Raw genomic sequence first — 548 nt, 5'->3', positions numbered from 1 at the left:
TCTCCGGGTTATCTTGATAAACGGCCCAATCCTGCAGGTGCATGTACAGGCTGTAGACGATCAGGCTCGGTGGTATGTCTGGGCTGCCGTCGATCTTCGGCGGCTGAAGGCGGTGGCGCACCAGCACGAAGTTGCGCGAGAACGGCCTGAGCACCGGCGACTTGTGGGCGATGTAGCCAGTGCTCGGCGAGTGCTGATCAATGCGATAAGCCACCACTTCGCCGTCGGCCAGGCAATGCACGCTGGATTGATCCACGGTGCCAGCGGTGCCTCCATCAAAATGCACGCCGCCGTGCCAAAGCCCGTTGACGCCCAACGGGTAGAAACCGGCGGCGGCTTTGGCCAGGTGAGTCAGTTGGTGAAGCGAGTGGTTTTTATCGCGGAACGGATGGCTCCAGTTTTTTACGGAAGGGAGCGCGTCCGCTTCCGGGTCGACCGGCATCGGAACCGGACCGCCATCACCGGTGGGCAATATGGGAGCCTGCGCCCGGTAATATTCCTGCCGTTCGGTTTCGTTGAGACCGAAACAGTAGTGTCTTAACCGCTTC

At 60.4% G+C, this 548-nt stretch carries 1 pseudogene; it reads right to left on the bottom strand.

The features are described from left to right. Positions 1-472 (bottom strand): annotated as a pseudogene (locus tag ACWKV9_RS27705) (hypothetical protein); the annotation flags it as partial. Between the last annotated feature and the right edge of the window lie 76 nt (positions 473-548).

It is taken from the genome of Pseudomonas corni (assembly GCF_057128765.1).
This window is presented reverse-complemented; position numbering and strand designations above follow the sequence as displayed.